15 protein-coding genes are annotated in these 19,568 nt (G+C 42.7%); all 15 read left to right on the top strand.

Annotated features, from left to right (window positions below; translation table 11 throughout):
• The first annotated feature begins 148 nt into the window (after positions 1-148).
• Complete coding sequence (locus tag RW092_RS09850; RefSeq protein ID WP_316010107.1) at positions 149-2,137, top strand: VirB4 family type IV secretion system protein; 1,989 nt, start codon at positions 149-151, stop codon at positions 2,135-2,137.
• A 17-nt stretch (positions 2,138-2,154) separates the two neighbouring features.
• Positions 2,155-4,149 carry a hypothetical protein gene (locus RW092_RS09845; protein ID WP_316010106.1) on the top strand — a complete coding sequence of 665 codons (1,995 nt, stop codon included), beginning with the start codon at positions 2,155-2,157 and terminating at the stop codon, positions 4,147-4,149.
• A 9-nt stretch (positions 4,150-4,158) separates the two neighbouring features.
• Positions 4,159-5,871, top strand: a complete 1,713-nt coding sequence (locus RW092_RS09840; protein WP_050769774.1) for a M23 family metallopeptidase — start codon at positions 4,159-4,161, stop codon at positions 5,869-5,871.
• Positions 5,872-6,005: 134 nt separating this feature from the next.
• On the top strand, positions 6,006-6,443 hold the full coding sequence (locus tag RW092_RS09835) for a hypothetical protein (protein WP_036714847.1): 438 nt from the start codon (positions 6,006-6,008) through the stop codon (positions 6,441-6,443).
• Entirely contained in the window at positions 6,421-7,710 is a 1,290-nt protein-coding gene (locus RW092_RS09830) for a hypothetical protein (protein ID WP_120464975.1), read from the top strand. The genes RW092_RS09835 and RW092_RS09830 overlap by 23 nt, the downstream gene beginning before the upstream one ends.
• A gap of 99 nt (positions 7,711-7,809) precedes the next feature.
• Complete coding sequence (locus RW092_RS09825; RefSeq protein WP_316010105.1) at positions 7,810-8,541, top strand: hypothetical protein; 732 nt, start codon at positions 7,810-7,812, stop codon at positions 8,539-8,541.
• Entirely contained in the window at positions 8,489-9,835 is a 1,347-nt protein-coding gene (locus RW092_RS09820) for an ATPase, T2SS/T4P/T4SS family (RefSeq protein WP_316010104.1), read from the top strand. Before RW092_RS09825 ends, RW092_RS09820 begins: the two co-directional genes overlap by 53 nt.
• A 3-nt stretch (positions 9,836-9,838) precedes the next feature.
• A complete protein-coding gene (locus RW092_RS09815) occupies positions 9,839-10,705 on the top strand; it encodes a type II secretion system F family protein (RefSeq protein ID WP_316010103.1) in 867 nt (288 codons plus the stop codon).
• A gap of 15 nt (positions 10,706-10,720) precedes the next feature.
• Positions 10,721-11,614: a hypothetical protein gene (locus RW092_RS09810; RefSeq protein ID WP_120464979.1), complete on the top strand. Its 894-nt coding sequence runs from the start codon at positions 10,721-10,723 to the stop codon at positions 11,612-11,614.
• 19 nt (positions 11,615-11,633) lie between these two features.
• Complete coding sequence (locus RW092_RS09805) at positions 11,634-11,882, top strand: hypothetical protein (protein ID WP_036714855.1); 249 nt, start codon at positions 11,634-11,636, stop codon at positions 11,880-11,882.
• 42 nt (positions 11,883-11,924) lie between these two features.
• On the top strand, positions 11,925-12,344 hold the full coding sequence (locus tag RW092_RS09800; RefSeq protein ID WP_068779934.1) for a DUF4320 family protein: 420 nt from the start codon (positions 11,925-11,927) through the stop codon (positions 12,342-12,344).
• A 17-nt stretch (positions 12,345-12,361) separates the two neighbouring features.
• Positions 12,362-12,796, top strand: coding sequence for a hypothetical protein (locus RW092_RS09795; RefSeq protein WP_009225522.1), 435 nt, complete (start codon positions 12,362-12,364; stop codon positions 12,794-12,796).
• 18 nt (positions 12,797-12,814) lie between these two features.
• Complete coding sequence (cpaB, locus tag RW092_RS09790) at positions 12,815-13,594, top strand: Flp pilus assembly protein CpaB (RefSeq protein WP_316010102.1); 780 nt, start codon at positions 12,815-12,817, stop codon at positions 13,592-13,594.
• A 48-nt stretch (positions 13,595-13,642) separates the two neighbouring features.
• Positions 13,643-18,262: a fibronectin type III domain-containing protein gene (locus RW092_RS09785; RefSeq protein ID WP_316010101.1), complete on the top strand. Its 4,620-nt coding sequence runs from the start codon at positions 13,643-13,645 to the stop codon at positions 18,260-18,262.
• A 963-nt stretch (positions 18,263-19,225) separates the two neighbouring features.
• Positions 19,226-19,568, top strand: a 343-nt coding sequence (locus RW092_RS09780) for a hypothetical protein (RefSeq protein ID WP_316010100.1), incomplete at its 3' end; no start/stop codon positions are given.

The following is a 19,568-nucleotide window of genomic DNA, read 5'->3' as shown; positions in this document are numbered from 1 at the left end:
GAAGAATGAAATTGATCAAGTTTCAAGTAGGCCCGGAGTTTGTCCTTGTGGGAGTGTAAGATTTTCACTGAGCTATTTAGGCGGTCAGCTTGTGCGTACATGTAAAGTTTGTGGAGATAAATTAGCGGTGTAAGAAGGTGGAATGGAAGTGTTCAATTTTTTAAAAAGGAATAAAAAAGGTGAGGGGATGGGAAATGAAACCCAGGCTCATCTTGATACCGGGAAAGCTAGTGGAGCTGACTTCGCTGCCCCTTCATTTATTCGAGAAACAATTCCGAAAGATATAAGCGCTAACCAAATTAAGCTTGATGACTATGCGGTAGAAGTCGGTGGAACAATTACACCAACTCGATATTTTCGTAGTTTTTATGCTGAGATTTCTTCGGGCAATACCTGGGCAGGGATGCTGGATTCCTTAATTCGAGCAGATCATGGTAAAGGAGATGTAGACTTAGCGATCCATGTCCAGCCGTCATCAAATGATCGAGAACTAGATGAGATCGGCAGACGGATAGCAGGATTGTTATCAGATTTGGCTGATGAAAAGGACGTTCGTAAGATTGATGCCATGAGAGATGAAATTGCAGACTTGAAAGAGCGACAAAAACGCATTCGATTGAATGTTGAACGAAGTTTTCGAGTGTCTATTCAGGTAATCGTCAGCTCCCCTGAATGGAAAGAACTCATGAAACTGTGTCGCTCACTTGTTCAGCGCTTTGCTGGGAAGTCGATCTATCTCCGTTCAGCCGATGGTCAACAGCTTGCGGCGCTGCAATCCGTATTACCTACTGCCGAAGCTACGGCAGTTCAAAAAGAGCACATTCTCTCATTGGAAAGCTCTAACGTGGCCGATCTTTTTCCATGGGGTGGAGGTAGCTTAAATCATCGTAGTGGTGTTGTAATAGGTAAAGATAGGATGGGACGTCCGGTGTGGCTGGACAACTGGCATCCAGAACTAGCGAATTATAATATGTGCATCATTGGACGTTCTGGTGCCGGGAAAACGTTTGTGACCATGTTAGTTACACATCGTTCCTCACATCTAAGAAGGCAAATTGGAATTATTGATTGGAAGGGAGAGTACGGCGACTTTCTTCGTGCTTTGGGCTGCCCATTTATTGAACTCCACGAGCATTCTAAGCATCGTATCAATCCATATGATGTTGACATTACAGAACTTGCAGACGGGACAAGATTTGTTGATATCGAAGAAGCGGCGAATTCTGTACAGGCATTAGTCTTTAAAATGATTTCTGTTTATGACCGAAGTGTATTAACCGGCGAAGTGAAAGTATTTATTGGTCGAGCTATAAGACAGCAGTATGCGGAGTACGAGATAACTACAGACCCTGAGAGTCTGTACACGACGGATCAGATTGTACAAGATGGCATTTTTCGGACTGGGAAAGTAAGAAAAGCAATGCCTGAACTAGTTGGGCTGTATGATAAGATGAGCAATCATAAAAGCGAAGCCATTAGAAAGGCGAGTGAGTTATTACAACCATTTACCCGCAAGGGTGAAATGAGTTCATACGCTATTTTTGATGGTCCTTCTACAGTAGAACTGAAGAATGCACCAATCTTTGGTTTTGCGATTAATCGCCTTGATCCAGAAATCATGCGTCCTATCGGTTTATTTGTTACTGAACGCTGGATGATGGAACGCTGGGCGAAGAAACATCCAGAGGTTAAGAAACTCCTCATCATTGAAGAATGCCAGAATATATTTCTTGACGAAGATTTTGGAGCTGTTTGGGCAGAAAGTGCGTTTCGTGAAGGACGCGCCACTAATACAGGGATTGTTCCTGTTACTCAGGGGTTGGAGGTGTTTACTCGCTCTCAAGCTGGAATGGCTGCCATTAAAAACAGCCCGATTAAGATTATCGGCATTCAGGAGGCGCTGGATATTGATGCTGTGCGCGGAAAACTAGCGTTAACTGAAGGAGAAGCCGACTTCCTTGTTTATCAAGCTCGCAAGGGAGATATGCTCGTCAAAGTTGATAATCAATCGGCTATCGTACATGTAGATGCATCCCCATATGAGCATATGTTGTTTACCACAGACCCGAACGATCCGTTATACGCGGAGCGTAAACGATATATCAAGGAAAGAACTAGGGCTGAGGGAACAGCATAGGAAGGGAGGGAATAAGCTTGCGCCGCATTACGATCATTTCGTGTTTATTTCTAATACTGGTTCACAGTTTTGCCCTTGCAACTCCTGCCTTTGCAGCCGAAGAAAAGGGTATTATAGGTAAGCAAGTCGAGGAATATTATTCGGACGAGGATAACAAGCCGGGATTGATGGAGCGAACCCTTTCTGATGTCCTCATTGGAGCGGCTAATTTTTTGATAAAAAAATTTAATATGAAAGATGTAACTTTGCTGGTATTCGGCAAAAATCCCGAAACATCCAATGATGGGTTCTTGCAGGGGGGTACGGAAGACCTTCGATCAAGTTTATACCTTGGAGTATTTTCCGAGGGAATGATGGATGCGATAGACGCGATCTATACTGCTTTGGAACGTTTTATACCGTATCCTATTTTTATTGCTCTTATACTGATGGCTTTTTTACTTCTCTGGCACGGATACACTGGAGAAGGCAGAACAAAGGCCAAAGATTATGCAACAGCCTTTGTTGTTGGACTAATATCTTTAAGATTTGGTGTGTATTTGTGGAAGTTCGTTGCTACGATTGTTAGCTGGTTTACGGATTTAATCTGGGCGGTTATGGTCGATTACGGACTTCAGCCAGGACTCTTCCTCAATACGATTTGGGGGACAGGTGAAGCTGGGTATGATGATATGGTTAGCTATCGGGGATTTATCGTTTCCATTTTGGTTCTGCTGGCTGCGCTTATGACAGCAAAACTAAACTATGACTATACCATGCGATCTATTAATCTAATGATCCTACTAGTAACGTTTGTTGCATGCTGTATGTTGACCTTGTTTCCTCGTTATCGCAACGCTTTGCAAACATGGTGGGATCAATTTGTTGCCAATATGATATTGCCCGTTGCCCATGCTTTGGCATTAGGGCTATTTTTTTTCTTGCTCTATTTTAGTAGCGATGGTGTATCTAATTGGGTGATTGTGGCGTATTTATTTGGCTTTTCCTCCATACAAGATCTTGTTAAACGTCTCTTGGGAACAGAGCAACCAGATACCAAAATGGGTCGAGCATTAGGTTTTGGTACGTTACTTGCAATGGGTAAAATGTTTTCTGGAAAGAAATCGGGAAAAGCACAGTCGGCTGGTGGCGGCTCATCTGAATTGATGGGCGATACGTCTTCTGGTGATGTTGCGTCCGCTGGTACAGCAGGAGCTGTTTCTAGCGGCTCATCATCTAGGGTAATGTCTGGTGCAAAGCCGAGTTTCAGAAATAGGGCGACGAATATAAGTAAGAAGGCTGCTGGATTTGCTCTAAATCAAGGAGCAAAAGGCGTTGGGGCCGCTTTAGGAGCCACAGTTGGATTAATGGCAGGTAAGCCATTAGAAGGAGCATTTGTAGGTGGGGCTGTTGGAGGAGGAATTGGAAAAAGTGCTCAGTTGGTAGGGAATGGCGGTATGTGGTTAGGTAAGAAAACTTACTCCGGTGCACAGAAGGTCGCAGATTGGGTTAACAGCGGTAGAAGCGGTAGAGAGGAAGCTATAGAAGAACCGACACTTGTAACCGATCACGATCAACCGTATGAAGAAAAGCCTATGCAACGTTCGACAACTGTTGTAACTGAACAGACCTTTAGAACAAAAGCAAAAGGTGGAGGTGTTATCAACGAGGGTGTAGCTATAAATGGCGGGAAGTTTGATGGGGATATAACGGCAATTAATACTGACAAAGGAACAAAGACACAGGGTAAGTCCAACTTTGCTGAGACTGGGCCGGCTCGTGCTCGTGGATCCGGAAGTGCTTCTGGAAATGCTGCCGTAAACCGGGGAGTTAGAACCAACGGCGGAAATTTTAAAGGTGACATTATTTCAGATGGTGGAGAAGTCACAGGAGGGGTCATGGATGCCAATAAAATCAAGAATGCGAATGGTGAAACTGTAAATTCATCTTCAAGAGAAAATATTCCGTCTCCAAAATCAGGGCCTGATAAGTCTCCATCAACTGGAGGTAAGCACTATAATTATTATGTTTAGGGGGAAAGAATGGATATTGAAAAAATACTAAAGCAAGGAGGACGAGTACTCCTTAACAAAGCATTAAAGCCGATATTGAAAGCTATTCTTCCTTATGTACTGGCTATTGGAGGGATTGCACTACTGCTGTTTTTGCTCTATTTTATGATCTTTGAGCTTCCGAAGCAGTCAGTGATAGGGACGTTCGATACAATCAAGGATCGTACATCTGGTTTTTTCTATGGTACCAAAGAAGACTCAGATGAACAGTTGTTTGATGAGTATCAGGCTATTGCTGACCGCTGGCATGAAGAGTTAACAGCAGAGCAAGAATCTCAAGTCCAAACCTATGCATTGAATTGGCAGTGGCTGGCTCAGGTGGATCGTTCACTCAACGATCCATCTTTTTTTAACGCATTTTTAGATGAAAACGTCAAGGAAGTAGTGCTGAAACCAGAGGAGACTTTTAAAGAAGTACGCCCCAAGTTCACATGGAAAAGTTCTGAGATTGTTACGGTGAAAGAGGTTTGTCTTCGAAATGAAGATGAGGATGGTGAGGTTACGTACGAAAAGTCAACAGTGACTGAACGTCAGCCCGTTCTTCTTCTGAAAAAGGCAGAGACGATTCAAAATGATTATGTCTATACTTATGATTCAGAAACAACAACTGAAACTTCCCCATCTCCATGCGGTGATCTGACGACAACTGTAACCCAAGACAAATTACAACGGATTGAACCGATGTACAGTGAAGATTGGGAGCCATTAAGAGAAATCCTTAATGCTCATGGTGCCAAGAGAGTAGAAGATCAGGATTTTCTTCTGGAATACTGGCTTTCATATCTTTCAGATGGTGACGGGGAAGGTGATTCCTTAATTGGATTTAATCCAGTTGGAGGAGAATTAGTTTGGCCGACAGAGGGGAGCAAGATTACATCCACTTTTGGCAGCCGAGTCCATCCAATTACGGGAATTATTAAACTGCATGCAGGCGTGGATATTGGGGTTCCAATAGGTACACCTGTCTATGCTGCGAAGTCGGGAAAAGTGATCTTTGCGGATTACATGGGGAATGCAGGTAATGCAATCATGATTCAGCATGATGGTATAGAAACAAGGTATTATCATCTTGATAAAATTAAGGTGGAATCGGGTCAAGAGGTTGAAGCAGGGGAAGAAATTGCCGAATCAGGGAATACTGGCGGTTCAACAGGCCCGCATTTACACTTTGAAGTGCGCGTAAATGGAGAGCCTGTGAATCCGCTGGTTTATTTCGGTTACGATGAATCATCCGATATATTGACTTACCGCCCTTTGGATATTCCTGTATTACTTGAATGGTTAGGCAAACGAAATTCAATGTTGGCTACAAAAGAGATATTAACCATGATTGACGATGCGGCAAAAGCTCAAGGAGTTGATCCTTATTTGCTAATTGCCATAACTGGAGCAGAACAATCCTTTGTTCCAAAAAGCAATAAGTATGCGGATAAGATAGTGAAGAATCCATGGAATGTCTTTGGAAGCTGGCAAGAGGGGAGGGGGGCTGAATTAACAACCAAGGATGCCGCTATAATTGCGGCTAAGACGATAGTAAAGCTTTCTAAGGGAAAGCCCAGTACAGTTAGTCCTATTGCTTGGTTAAGTGATCCTGAAAATCCAAACGGGGTATATGCAACAGGAACAAATTGGGTTAAAAACGTAACTAGTATTTATGAACAATTATCTCAATTAGGGGATTGACGGGTGTACAAAGTCGAGATACAATAGTATTGTCCTTAGCGAAGCTATGGGCTTTTAATTGTAAAAATATACCAAAACAACAACCTCTATAATCAGGGGTTGTTTTTGTTTTGCTATAAAATGGAGGAGTACAGATGATTTTAAAAGTACGGGCGTTGTTAATGGCGATTATTTTACTGGTCAGCCATGTCCCCTTAAATACGGCTTTTGCTTTAAATGATGCATCTATTGAAGCATCTATAACTCAGGAGATCAAAGACAATTCTAAGGCATTTGATCCTGAAAAAGTGGGGAATCGCTTAAATGAAAAGGGAGAGGAACTTTTTTCTGCTGTTCGGTCAGGAAGTAACTTTTATATTTATCTCGCACTTGCCATTTTTCTAATCTTGCTTATCGGTGGTCTATTCTATAAGAAGTTGTTGTCACTTGCATTTTTGGTTTTATTCTTATCCATAATTGGTTATCTAATTATTAATTTCTGGCCGCAGATATTTGACGGGGTTATGTCTATTTTGAACTGGTTGTTTGATGATAAGGGAGGAGCGAACAGTGAAACTACACCTGGTGTTTGATTTGTCCATTCTAACGCCACTTGCTGAAGCTTTAGAAACACAAGGTTATTTTATTGCTGGTACGGATGTAACGCTTGAGCAGTTTGCCGTTGCTGCATCAGCAGGGCAGGTAGATGCGGAAATCGCAATTGTTGATGGAGGTCTAGGAGTAGTACATAGGCAGGATTGTGTGAACTTCTTGAAGGAAGTGCGTATGCGCGTACCAGATACAAGACTGATTGTTATCTTGCCAGAAGTAGATAGCGAGTGGCAAAGAAGTTTGGGAATGTACGGTATATATGATGTTTATGCCGCCGAACAATTCGGAATAGAGGATGTACAAAGATGGATTCAAACGAAAAAAACATTGGCTGATATTCCTGGCTTTAATCCTGAATTACCGGCGTCTCAAAAGAAAGTTGAGAGGAAAGTTGGATTTTCTTTAGAGAAGAATAAGGGGAAGGTTCAGACGCTGTTGTCCGACTGGACAAGGGGATTTAAACGGGCTGAAAAAATTACTGTACCGGTAAATGATGAAAGTAAAGAGAGAGAAGCCCGTGAGTTAACAGATCATGTAGAGAGTCCTGTTACTTTAAAAGAAAAACAGGAATATGTAGACATGGATAAGCAGAACAAAACCGATTCTCAACCGGAGAAACTGCCGATCTATCATGTATCCCAGCCCTACATCGTTGCAGTTGGGGGACTGGCACGTAGGAGTGGTAATACACACACAGCCCTCCAGATTGCCTATGAGACAGCGAGTAAGGGATTGAAAACGGCTTTTGTTGAATATAGAAATAAGCCCAGACCATCAGACATCGTGAGTTTTGCTACAGATTTTGACGGTTTAAAGTTCAAGCGCCACGGTATTGATTTCTTCCCTAATCGTTCGCCATTTGATGTAGCTGAAGTTTATACGCTCGGGTATGACTCAGTTATTCTTGACCTTGGCGTATTGGTGGATGAGAACGAAGGAAGATTAGAAATGAATTCGGCTGCGCAAGAATTTTTGCGTTGCCCATTTCAACTCATTACGCTCTCAGCTGCACCATGGGATTTACACTATATTGTCCAACACTTAAGCCAACTTTCTGTCCTGTTGAGGAAATCCTCTTTCATTATTAATTATGCCGATGAAGATATGATCAAGGAATTTAGAGAGATGTTCCCATCTATAACCTCTATTATGAATCTTCTAGAGGCTAATCCATTTACGGATGCAGGGGAACTTGCTTATTGGCTGGAGCAGCCCAAAACAAAAAGAAAACGATGGTTTGTACAATAAAGGAAGCCTCTACTCTATTTTTGAGTGGAGGCTTTTTTTATTTAAGAATGAGGGGAACATCTATTCCCCGATGAATTTTATTTGGAAAGGAGACACGGAATGCTTAGATGGAAGAAAGAAAAAGAACCACCGCGCTCACCGACAGGCGTTATGGTTGCGCTGTGGAACCCAGCGGGTACAGATTCTTCACTTCTTTTAGAGAAGCTGTTGAGTCAGGTGAAAAAACGGGAAGAAACGGCCGTGGTTGTTGAGTTTCCATGTTTGGGTTTGCCACGCGTTGCTTACCGCATGGGGGTGACGGAGCTCGAGCATGCACAGTCGGTAGATCAGTTGCTGATTGACTATGACAGGGGGATGTTGCAGGGGATTCACCAGTATTTGCAGCATTTTGATGGGTTTGATGGATTACTGATTCAGCCCAAAAGCAAGCCTGATAGTCCTACATTGATTAAGCTTCAACAAGACAAAACATTAAGTGAATTACCAGCGTATTTGAAAGTCCATCTGTCAGGATATCACTACATCTTTACGGTTCTACAGGGGCAACTGATTCATCCAATGACCTTCTTCTCGTTGAGAGAAGCAGATCAAGTCGTGCTAAATATGAATGAGCCGGTTGAAATTATCCGTACCTATGCAGCCTGCAAAACGCTAAAACAGGACTACGATGTGCAGAATGTAAGCTTATTTAGTAACGAGTTTAGAAATAGTGACTTTAAGGAAGAACCTATTCTAAGCCGTCCAGAACAATTATTTGCATTATGGGAGGGAGAAAAGGATGGCTATCGGATTGATCAATCCGGCAGAGTTCGTACAGTACCGTCGGCCTGAAATTAAGGCAACCAGTACTCGCAGCAAGACGGACGACGAAAACCTAAAGACTTTGCTGGAGCGGACGCAGCAATACCTTATCACAAACTACAATGATGAGTTTGTCCGGGCAATCATTGATGAGCAAGCACGGAACAGGGTCAAATACCATATCTCAGACTTTATCCGGGATCAGCGAGACTTGAAATTTAGCATGGATATTGGCGAAGTTATTGACTATATCCGTACTGAAATTACGGAGATGGGCGTGTTGCAGCCGGCACTGGATGATCCAGCAATTAGCAGTATTGAGATTAACGCTCCTGCGGAAGTGATTGTTGAGCGCAATGGGTTTCCTGTGCATATGACCGAAATTCGTTTTCGCGACAACGATCATATTTATCAGACCATTGATAAAATGCTTATGCCAATTGGTAAGACACTTACTGCAAATGAGCCTGTTATTGACGCGAATTATCGCGGGTTCCGTATCAATGTAATCATGGATGTGACTAGGGGAGGGGTCAGTACCCACAGCCCGATAATCTCCATTCGTAAATTTCCGCCGGATGTATTTTCGGATGAGGAATGTATTTCTTACGGCAACATTTCAAAGGAAATATCCGAATTTCTTAAGGATGTTCTTCCCTATGGGGTAAACTGCATTATCGCGGGCGGAACGAATAGCGGGAAGACAACTCAACTCATACGCTTCCCACAGTACTACGATCCATTGACCCGATTTTTCTGTATTGAGGATTCCGAAGAAATGTTACTCAAAGCTAAGCTTAGCTATCAGGATTATCCCAATATTGCTTCCGTAATTGTAAAGGAACATGAGGATGAGCGAAAAGCTTATCCAATTCCGAAACTTGTAAAAACGAGCCTTCGGCAAAATCCTGATGTCATTTTGATCGGTGAGGTACGGGATGAATTTGCTGCCAGCCAAGCCCTTGTGGCTGCGAACACAGGACATATTGTCCACCTAACGATACATGCTAATGGAACAGAAGAGGCTGCTGTGCGGTTTTTACAACTTTCAGGAAATAATCCTATGACTGCATCACAGATCGTCATGTCCTTTGACCTGATTTTGTTTCAGAAATATGAAGCGAGTACTGGGAAAAGGGTGGTCTTTGAAATTGGTGAATTGATTGGTTTTGAAGGTGATAAGCCGATTATTCAACCAATATTTCAATATGATCCAGTTCGTCGTCGATTTAATCAGACGGGAAAGCTGACAAAGCTAAAACGAAAACTGATTGCCGAAGGCGCTCCTGAAGAAACAATATCTCGTTGGTGTGAGGAGGAGTGAGTAATGTCATTATGGGTCAGTTTCATTTACTTTTTTGCTTTGTCTCTTGTAACATTGCTACTGGTCATTCCTAATGCCAATGCAGATAAGGGATTCACACTCTCCAAGTTTCTTGGTTATGAGCAGGTGCGTAAGGAAGCGGAGACGGTTGGGTGGTCACTCACCTTTCGGGAGTTCGCTTTCCTGGTTGTGTTTTCCGTTGGTTTGATCGGCTTGATTGCCTTGTTCACAGGAAACTACTTTTTTATTGCCTTGGGAGCCGTATTGTCTTTTACATTGCCAAGAACGATTGTCCTGAAAGTGAAACGAAAAATCAGACAAAACGTCCTGTTCGATCTTCCTTCAAACTTGCGTCTTTTTATCAGCAAGCTAACTGATTTTCCGAACGTCCAGAAAGCATTAGAAAATGCAGTGCTTGATATGGACGGTGTGACTAAGCCGATCTTCGAAAAAGCATCAAATCAATTACGCGTGGGGCTTCCGATTGATCGAGTTTTTGAAGAGATGTTAAGTGAACTGAAGATCAGAAAGATGGAAGACTTCTTGGATAAGCTCAGAATGGCTCAGATGGAAGGATTTCATCCTCAGTCATTGGATAGTTTGAAGGATACCGTGGATGAGATTGGAGAGGATATCACTCAGATTCAGGAACTGGACATTGAAGCTAAAAGCAAACGAAAACAGCTCTTTACTGTCATCGGTATGGCGTGGATGATGCCAGTCATGATGTCCTTTATGAACAATGGCAATGCAAATGTCTTTTTAAATACTTTGCATGGTCAGATTTATATAGTTTCCTTTGCAGCCGCAACGCTGTTTTCTATAGGAAAAGGCGACGATTACCTGTCGCTTAATCTCGACAAAATTTAAAAGGGGGGATGTCCATTGATTGTATCTAATATCTTACTGTTTCTGTCTGTCATGATTAGTACCGGTCTGGCACTAAAAATTCTCTTGCCCAGCTTCGATATGGAAAAGCGCTATGCGAATCAGGCAGCCTTACTCCAGAAAAATCACAGAGAGTTACGGCAACTGAAAATGGACCCAATCACGGTTATGTTTGCAGAAAGGCTCATGCCGAAGTTACTCAATCTTCGGCTGCCAATTTTTAATGGGAAGCTTCGTCGGATGTACAATCTGCTTGGAAAAGAAAACACCTTTGAGGAAGAGCTTGCTGACAAAGCGGTTAAATCGCTTGCCGGGAGCCTTCCTTTTTTAGTGCTTCCTTTTCTGCTCGATCTTCCAGTTCTGTTTTTAGCCATACCGTTGGCAGTAGCTGTGTTCTTTTTTGCGCAACTTGGTGAAATAACCAAGGCCTATAAGCGCAGGCAGGAAGAGATCACAAGGGATTTGCCGCAGCTCATAAGCAAAATGATGATCGCTCTCGAAACAGGCAAGTCATTCTTGACGACAATTCAGAGGCTGGAGGAAACGAGTGGTCCCCGGATGAAGAAAATGCTGGCACGGCTCAATGCCAACATCCGCATTATGAAACTCACCGATGCCGTAGATTTGTTTGCGGCTGAAACCGATGTACCCGTCATGCGGGACTTTGCTGCTGCGGTAAAGATTGGGGTCAATAGCGGTTATGGAGAAGCCAAGAAGTACTTCGACAGCATTAAGGGAGATCTCCGGAAACTCCGGCTTGCTGCACTAAAGGAAGTCACCCGTAGCCAGCCAGAGAAGATTAAGATGCTATATATTCTGGTGGCTCTTCACGCTTTTGCAGCCGTCATTATTGCTTTTATTGATATTTTTTCACAAATTCAAAACTTATAAAATTCAGGAGGTAATTGGAATGAAAAGATTTATGAACAAAGTGGTAACTTGGAAAAATGGTGTGGCTGAGAAGTTGGTAGTTCGTACTGAAACAGTTGTACTCAGACTGGCAAGACCTTTACAAAATCAACAGGGGGCTTCAATCGTAGAAATTTTGGGTTACGCCCTGTTAGCTGTACTTGCTATTGTGGTTGTATGGGGCTTGATCAAAGGCTGGCTCCCTACTTTCTGGCAATCCATCACAGGGAAACTTGACAACCTTTCTTAATGATTAATACCAAAAAAAGCCACGGGAGGGGAGAGAAGTTCGGTGCTTAAAACATGGCTAGCTCCGCTCAGGAATAACCGTGGAGCTGTAGGTTCCATTCCACTCATGTTTTTCACGCTGGTCGCAGCCATTTTTCTCTATCTTGGTATCGACCTGTACGGTTACATCGTACAGCAGCAGAAATTGACTGTTGCTACAAATGAGTTGCTTGAAGTTATCAAGGCCGAGAATGGTTACGATAGTGCGAATCGCGAGCAGTTCAATAGGCTTATTCAAAAGACTGGTATTGATCCGGCTAGAGTAACTCTCACGGCTACTCCGAAACTTGTGGAAAGAGGAAATACCGTTGAGGTTGAGGCTAGTATGGAATATGAATGCATCGGTCTAAAACCGCTGGGAAAGACGGTAAAGCTCCCGATACGCGTAAAGCAAGATGGTTTAGCTCGTACATTCTTCCGATGACAGGGAAGTGATCTAATATGTTCCGAAATCTGGCGCTGATATTATTCGGCGCCTTTGCTTTGTTTTTTCTCACTGATTTTCTGGTAGTCTACAACGCCCATATCAAAATTGAGAAGGCTGTGGAACAAGCGCTTGATGGAGCGATTATTGCTGGTGTCGAAGAAATAGAGCACCAGAGAGGGAGGTTGGAACTAAATGAATCTATAGCTCAAAGAACGGTTCATAACATTTTGAAAACTAATTTGAAACTAAACACCGACCTAACCAATGATTTTTTTTCGAATAGTCACTTGGTGACAACAATTTCCTACCTGAACACAGCATCAAAAGTGCCAAGAATTGAAGCTCAGTTTGATACTCGTGTGAAACTCGTTGCGGGTAGGATTTTAGGATTTAATTCTTATCCATTAACTATCAAGCGCCACACACCTTATCTTGGAGAATTTAAGTAACAGGGAGTGAAATGTATTTTGAAAAAATTATGGAATAAGGCCACACGACGATTGCTCATCGTATTTGTCGCCTTAATTTTGGCTGGAGTAGCCGTTGTTATTCAGAGTAGCATCGTCAATAAGCAGGTGACAACGGAATTGGTTTATGTGGCAGCAGATAATTTAACTCCGTATAGTCTGGTGGAAGGTAAGCTCGTACAACGTAATGTTGTGAAGAGTGAAGTTCCAGATGATGCTATCCGGGATTTGAAGGAGCTGGAAGGCGAATCTTGGGTAACAACTGAGGTTGGAATTCCTAAAGGAATACCAGTTTCCAAGTCGATGCTTATCCCGGCTAAGGAAAGCAAATTTGGAGAAAGTCTTGAATTAAAAGACGGAGCGATGTTTGTTGGTGTCAAGACGGACCAGGTTAAGAGTGCCGGGGACATGATTAAGCCGGGAACCATTGTTGATGCTTATGTGTATATCAAGGGGCAAGACCGACAGCCATCCGAGTTGGTCACTCCTGCTGATGATCCTTTGCTTAAAGGTCTACTCATTAAAGATAGACAGAATCAGAACGGTTATGAGCCTCAGAGAGAAGGAACGGGGAATCAGAATCCGATCCCAGCCATTGCCGTCGTAGAGACTACTAATCCAGATGTGGCAGCAGCACTGATTAAGTATCAGGAAGAAGGAGAAATTTATTTTGCTCCAACTGGAGTGGAGATCAGTAGTGAAATGAATCTCAATAATCAAGAAGTAGAAGAACAAAAGATTAACCCTGCTCCTACGGACACAGAGCCTCCTGCACAATGACTAGGAGGTTCTTAATTTTGACTGAGCAGGGGGCAGGAGGGATACAAGATGAATTGGATTAAAAAGGTAGCGTACTTGATATTCTTGGTTGCAGTCGTACTTTCGGGGATGACTTTCGTCGGAGCTGGAAAGAGTGATGCAGCCGTTTATTATTACTACAATAAGTACAATGTAGACACAGCCGGGTGGTCACTTATCAATGATGGTACTGCATCAGGGCAGGTGTACAAGTCTCGGATAGATTCAGGTGTCTACAGCGGTGATTGGTTGGCCTCAAATGAAGACTATTACAGGATCTACAATAATTATTGGATAGACGGGTATGGTTATATATCAGTGGGTGGATCGGGAAATCTCTATGTATATGGATGGGCCGGAGGACTAAATTCCAGATATTCTAACACCGCCTATTACAAGGATAATGTTTATTATACCCCAGTCCGAATCGAGTTCTATAGACCATTCGAATCAACTGACGAGGGATCAGTATACACTGTATATCAACTAACAACCAACCCTCCTAAAACACGCGGGACATTGGTAGCCTCAGATATAAAAGCTATTGATGGTACTTATCCCAATGATGGTATCCATTCGGATGGATACTGGTATGTAAAAGGTGCAGAAGTTCCCAACTCTTTGCCTCAAATTGATGTGATTCAATCTGGAAATAAAAGTATAAATTTGAAATCTGGGTTTGACACATTTACTATCGCCGGTACGGCAGTTGATTCGGATAATGATACTCTTTCAATAAGAGCAACAATCAATGGCGTTCAAAAGCAAGTTTTAGTTTCGAATACTTCATCGGCTAAAAATTGGTCATTAACCTGGCGGACGGCGGAGTTTTCAGCCACAGGAACTTCCTCGAACATTATGATAACAGCAGATGATGGGCGTGGCGGTGTAGTAACAACTAGTTACAATGGCTCTCTGACTATAGACAAAACACCCCTATTTTTTTGGGATAAGTATACTGTATCAAAAACTCATAATTATATAGAGACTGATTGGGTTTATGAGGGTGATGAAGATCTTAAATATGGTTTAATATGGATTGGGCCAACAACGTATAACTTTGACCCGATTAGCGGCAGATACACAGTACCGGGGAGTGAGAGTTACATTAGAACAAGTCGAGATGATAAATTATATACTTTGTACGCGGCATTAGATGACCAAAATACTCACTACTTAAGACGATGGGATATTACTTACTATCAGCCACCAGGGGAATCAACTCGTACAGGTACTTATATCAAGGTATATAACAAATATGTCAACAGTGTTGATGTACCTACTAGGGGGGCGTTAGTACAATCAAATGTCGTAGATAAAGAGGGAACATACCCGGATAACGGAATTCATTCAGATGGTTATTGGTATGTCCGAAAGTCCATATCTAATATGTTCCCGGTGCTTACGGTGGATTCCTCTGATATTACGGCGAATCAGTCTGCAAGTAAGATTAGACTCAAAGGCACAGTCAGTGATTCAGACGGAGATTCGGTTAGGATTACCGCTGCATTGGCAGGTATCACTAAATCAACAAGTGTAACTGCTTCGGGGGATTGGCAGTTGGAGTGGTCAACAAGTGAGATTCCAGAAGGTATGTATACCGGCATTTCAATTCAAGCAGATGACGGTCATGAGGGAATCGACAAGATAACCTATACCGGCACCATCATTCTTGATAAGACAGCACCGATCATTTCAACCGCACCAGAAAATCAGGAGTGGACCAGTTATCCAATAAGCTTGACTTTTCGGTGGTCGGATCAACTCTCTGGCCTTAACGTAAATGAGCGAAAATATAAGTTAAGTAACTCCCAATCGGCTCCTACTAGTTGGGAAACAGCTGACTCTGATCAATTACAGTTGAGCATTCCCGGCGAAGGTGAATGGTATCTTCATATAAAAGCAGCAGATTTAGCAGGAAATGAAGTAACTACAGTATCCGGGCCGTATCAATATCAGAAGCAACCAGTAACTCCCACACTACATTTGAACTCAGTCGGGGATGATTGGGCTGAAATCGGATGGTCACTGCCAAGCGGGTCATTTGGCGGTGGATATCGTTACGAAATTGAGAACACTGTAACTGGACAATCTTGGACGTTGGATTATCCGACAGACCGTATTAGAGAAGATGGTTTGGCTGCTGGAACAACTTATAAATACCGCATTAAATCGACTAATTATGTAGGGACGACGGAATGGAGTGATCAGTTTGAAGTGCTCACTCTTCCGGCTCCTGTTGATGGTTTGAAGGTATCATTTGTGCCAAATAACAGTGGGAAGGTCAATGTCTCGTTTGATGATGTTGAGTCCGCTGTAAGCTACCAACTCACTATCAAAGAGGGATCTGAGATTGTTTATGAGGAGGAGCTTAACACCGCAGGAACACATCAAGTCACGGGACTAGAGGGAGGCAAGCAGTATACTGTAATTGTATCTGCTCATAATGCAAGTGGCGCTGGTCAGAGCAGTGTACTTGGCTTTTTAACTCTTCCAGCAGCTCCGGGTGAATTCCAATCCGTTCAGATCAAAGAAACAGAAGTGGAGTTGTCATGGACGGCATCGCCAACCGCAACACTGTATGAATTGCTGCGTGATGCAGTGAGTCGTTATAGCGGGTCTGATTTATCCTATACTGACACCGGCCTCAATAGTGGAACAGAATATGATTACTCAATTTCAGCTAAGAATGAATCCGGGTTCGGTGATATTGCTTATCTAAATGGAGTTCTGACGCTTCCGGGCAAGACGAAGATTACTGTCGATGAGATTGGTAAAGATGTGGTCAACTTTTCAATTGATACGGTTCGTGGTGCTGAGAAATATGTGGTGCTGGTGAACGGAGTGAAGGAAAAGGAATTGGCTCCTGAAACAAAGCAATTTGAAATCGATTCTCTTAATTCAGGCACTGAATACACATTTGAAGTCTACGCTGAAAACCGGAGCGGTACTGGCGTAGCCAACAGAGTAACAGTCCGCACTTTGCCTGACAAACCGGGTGAATTATTGAATACAGACATTTCCGATACAACGGCGAAGCTTAGTTGGCAGCCAGTAACAGGAGCGGATAAATACAAAGTTACAGTAACGGATGACGTGTATTTTGAGACATCTGGGACTGACATTTCGCTCAGCGACTTACGGGCTGGGGAAACTTATCAGTTGAAAGTGCAGGCCGGTAATGCATCGGGATATGGTGAGGCTGCTGCTAAGACATTATTAACATTGCCAGCCAGCCCCGATGTGCGGATAGACAATGTTCAAGCCACTCAGTTTACCTTGGCTTGGAACGAGGTCATTAGCGCAACGAAGTATGTAGTTCACAACGAGCAGGATGAAATCATTGGAGAGACAAAAGAAACTAGTTACACTATCACAGATTTGAAGCCTGGCTCCACTCATACTGTTTACGTATCCGCCGTGAATGAGACTGGCGAAGGTAAAAAATCCAGCTTCACTCAACGCACTCTTCCGGGTGAATGGGGCATCGATCCGAATGATCCTCAATCCAGTCAACCAATCACTGTTGGAGACCGAGACGAGCATTCTGTAGTGATCGTTATCGATCCGGTTGAGGGAGCGGATCAGTACAAGATTGTTGACGACGCTGGTAACGTCGTAGGCATCATTACTGCCCCTGAGACAGCCAAGGAGATCGGAGGACTGGAGAGTGCCAAAGAATATGACAATTGGTCGCTCATCCCGATTAACGACGTCGGAGAAGGTCAAGCAACTCCTGTTCCGCCGTTTGTGACACTGCCGTCGTCAAACTTTGAGGTGTCTGTTGGCAATCCGACTACATCTTCGCTGACAGTCACAGTAGATAGTCAGTTAACGAATGAAATCTTTGTCTATGCAGTGAATGGGAAGGAAGTACATCGTGGTAAAGAGAAGTCATACACCGCGAGCAATTTGTCATCGGATAAGGGCTATACGTTTACTGTCTGGACAGAGAACAGCGCTGGAGATAAAACCAAACCAAAATCAGCAACTGGTAAGACGCTGTCACTTCCATCATATGGTGGAAGCAATTTGTTGCAACCGAAACCTCCTGTAGACGAGCAAGAAGCTGCGCATCCGCATACGGCTGAGCCTCAAACTCATACGGATCAGGCTGGGTTTGAGGACATTGACCGCAGCTTTGCTAAGGAAGAAATTCTTGCACTTTACGCCATGGGTATCGTCAAAGGCGTGTCTGATTCCAAATTTGAACCGGACCGCCAAGTGACTCGTGTGGAGTTTGCATCAATGCTCGTGCGGGCTATGGAGTTACAAGAAGCCTCTGATGCAGCCCTTACCTTTGAGGACGTACAACGGACGGCGTGGTATGCGCCAGAACTATCCGCCGCTGTGCTAAATGGCGTCGCCAAAGGGATCAGCGCGAAGGAGTTCCGACCACTAGATCCCATCACACGGGAGCAAGCGGCAAAGATGATCGCTAATGCGGCATATCAAGGTAATGTCCCCACAGCTCAAGCTAACTATAAAGACGCGAAGTTAATTGCTTGGTGGGCGAAACCGGAGGTGGCTGCTCTATCTACTGAGCGAGTTATCACCGGTTATCCAGATCAGACATTTAAGCCAAAGCGTGACATGACACGGGCTGAGTGTGCTGCTCTGATATATCGCGCGCTTAGACTATATCAATGAAACCCATTTATTTAGAAATAAAGTTCTAAACTTTTTTGAAATGGTAATAATATAATAGTAACCGTGGGTAAATTGTTTCAGGAAAAGAGGAGATTTAACGCTCTCCTCTTTTCCTTTTTTTGTAAAAATATACTTCTAGCCTCTATCATCCCTCTTTATTGCTACCTCTTCTTTACTTTTGTGCTTCATTAGAGCTAAATACTCCCAAGTCAGTAGAATTATATTGGTGTTCAGCCTTGGGTTGCCGGCCATAATATGTATTCCTCCTAAATGAAATAATGTAGCCCCTTAAAGATACCAACTTTTTCGGCCAGAATTTTAATGCAACGGACTTCAAGTGAGGAAAAAAGCTCCAAATAAAAGAAAATCCTTCCCAATATGTTCGATTCTAGGCATTTCGAAGGAAAACTGTTGACCAATGTCGAATGATTAAAAAGATAGTCATCAAAAAGGCTAACAGCAAAAATGTATATGGAGGAGTATATGGAGGAGTATATGGAGGAGTATATGGAGGATTGAAAGCAGTGAAGAAAGATTGTTTTATTTTTGACGTCATTAATTCTTATGCTTTCCATGTTTATAGGAGCATCTGCTGCTGCAGGAAATGACATTAAAGTTATGATAAATAGAAAATAATGGGTTATTAAAGATGATGTGGCTCCACTTCATCGAGGTGATCCAGGCTTTAGCAGTAGGCTTAACTGCTTAATAATATTGTCGGGAAGAACTGAGAGGAAGAGGGTTCCAATTATTTTACATTGTGATGTTCCCCCAAATACATACCATGCTTGTTTTTTTTCAATCAGTTAGAAGGCGATTATGAAATAATGGTTCAAGATTAGTGGTGATTTACCCCTAATAGAGTAAAATATGAACATCTGATACGGATAAGAGATCCTCTGAATGGATTAACAGCAATTGATGGCAAATTTTCAATTAAATAAAAGGTGAGGAAAAATATTTATGTATATTACTCAGGATATGCTTATCGAGGAAATAATACAAATTAGGACCGAAATAGAAAATGGGGTGAAGCCTTATAATCTAAAAGCCATAAGGCGTTGTGAAAAAATAGAGAGAGAGCTTAACTCCAAGGAATTCGATGCAAGATCTTTAATTAAAGAAAAATATAAGATACTAAAGATAAAGAAAATTATTGATTCAGCAGAAAAAAGGCAAAATAATAAAATAATTACATTATCGATTTACTTAATCTTAGGCTTCGAATTGATGTTAATCTTTTATAAATTCGCTTCACCAGCTAATAATTTCTTGTATAATCTTTTTTTCTTTATGTCACTTGCAG

Origin of the sequence: Paenibacillus sp. 3LSP, assembly GCF_032465655.1 — a bacterium.
GTDB lineage: Bacteria > Bacillota > Bacilli > Paenibacillales > Paenibacillaceae > Fontibacillus > Fontibacillus barengoltzii.
The sequence above is the reverse complement of the archived record's forward strand: the minus strand, read 5'-3'. Positions and strand labels throughout refer to the sequence as shown.

Bases quoted from the DNA above. Each gene is read 5' to 3' on its own strand.
- RW092_RS09805 (WP_036714855.1), top strand. From the start codon at position 11,634: ATGAAAAGATTTATGAACAAAGTGGTAACTTGGAAAAATGGTGTGGCT.
- RW092_RS09785 (WP_316010101.1), top strand. From the start codon at position 13,643: ATGAATTGGATTAAAAAGGTAGCGTACTTGATATTCTTGGTTGCAGTC.
- RW092_RS09820 (WP_316010104.1), top strand. From the start codon at position 8,489: ATGGCTATCGGATTGATCAATCCGGCAGAGTTCGTACAGTACCGTCGG.
- RW092_RS09835 (WP_036714847.1), top strand. From the start codon at position 6,006: ATGATTTTAAAAGTACGGGCGTTGTTAATGGCGATTATTTTACTGGTC.
- RW092_RS09795 (WP_009225522.1), top strand. From the start codon at position 12,362: ATGTTCCGAAATCTGGCGCTGATATTATTCGGCGCCTTTGCTTTGTTT.
- RW092_RS09815 (WP_316010103.1), top strand. From the start codon at position 9,839: ATGTCATTATGGGTCAGTTTCATTTACTTTTTTGCTTTGTCTCTTGTA.
- RW092_RS09840 (WP_050769774.1), top strand. From the start codon at position 4,159: ATGGATATTGAAAAAATACTAAAGCAAGGAGGACGAGTACTCCTTAAC.
- RW092_RS09825 (WP_316010105.1), top strand. From the start codon at position 7,810: ATGCTTAGATGGAAGAAAGAAAAAGAACCACCGCGCTCACCGACAGGC.